Raw genomic sequence first — 1,153 nt, forward strand, 5'->3', positions numbered from 1 at the left:
GACGGCAGATGGAGGGAATCCGGTCGCCACGGCGTCCTCGTGCACGGCTCCTCGGCGGTCCCACAAGCTAGCCGCGGCGACGCGCGCAGCAGAAGCCCTTCTGCCGGCATCGCAGCGCCCGACGGCCCCGATCCGCCACTGTTCCAGGACGAGACTTCGGCGTTTCCGCAGTTCAGGTGGCATGGACGCGCAACGGTCACGCAACGGTCCCGTGCAACCGCCGCAACGCCCATAGCCGTTGCGGCTGCCTCCGGCGCAGCCCTAGCGTGACTGGCCAAGCGCCCAGCGCGACCACGTACCGCAACGCTCATCCACGGATGCGGCGGACGTGCTCCGGCGCGACTTTCCACCGGCGGGCGCTCGCGCCCATGACGTCCGAGCCGACGGTTCAGCACTCACCCGACCGCGGCCCGGCAGCTCCATCGCCCGATCACACGGACTCGCGGGGTCACCCGCGACCGAAGAGGGAGAACCTCCATGACCGCTACCGCCGCAATGACCCCGGACACTGGCCTGAAGGCCGGTATGCGCCCGGACGCCACCGACCTGAAGCTCGGGATGCGTCCCGACGCGGGCGCCCTCAAGGCCGGGATGCGCCCGGACGCCATCGACCTGAAGTTCGGCATGCGTCCCGACGCGGGCGCCCTCAAGCTCGGCATGCGCCCCGACGCCACTGACCTCAAGAGCGGCATGCGCCCGGACGCCCCGGAGCTGAAGCTCGGGATGCGTCCCGACGCCACCGGCCTCAAGTCCGGCATGCGCCCGGACAGCGCTCTCACCGCCGCCTGATCCGCGGCTGAACCACCCTTCCGTCGTCCTCCGGCGCGCCCGCCAACGGTGCGCCCGCCAGTGCGCTGCCCAGCCGTGGGCGCGCCGGAGCACGGCACATTCCCACCCCGCACCACATCGACTGGAGGACCTGATGGGCAGCCCCGCCGCCAACAGGACCCGCAACGGCACCGGAGCCTCCGGCCCCGTGCGCAAGGCCCTCGGCCAGCAGCTCATCACGGACCTGGAGAAGCTCTGCGGACGCCCGACGATCGGTCTGTGGGATGTCGCCTGGGACCTTGTCGCGATCGCCGCCGCAGCGATCGCCGGGCACCTCATCGGCCACGTCGTCGGCCCGCTGCTCGCCGTCTGCTACATCGGCTTC

The 1,153-nt window shown here is 71.7% G+C and carries 1 protein-coding gene and 1 pseudogene; both read left to right on the plus strand.

Annotated features, from left to right (window positions below; translation table 11 throughout):
• Nucleotides 1–477 precede the first annotated feature (477 nt).
• Nucleotides 478–789, plus strand: coding sequence for a hypothetical protein (locus ABZ281_RS50110; protein WP_356665580.1), 312 nt, complete (start codon nucleotides 478–480; stop codon nucleotides 787–789).
• Between the two features lie 133 nt (nucleotides 790–922).
• A pseudogene (locus ABZ281_RS50115) lies at nucleotides 923–1,153 on the plus strand (fatty acid desaturase); the annotation flags it as partial.

This window comes from Streptomyces sp. NPDC006265, assembly GCF_040613555.1.
In the GTDB taxonomy this organism is placed as follows: Bacteria; Actinomycetota; Actinomycetes; order Streptomycetales; family Streptomycetaceae; genus Streptomyces.

Bases quoted from the DNA above. Each gene is read 5' to 3' on its own strand.
- ABZ281_RS50110 (WP_356665580.1), top strand. From the start codon at position 478: ATGACCGCTACCGCCGCAATGACCCCGGACACTGGCCTGAAGGCCGGT.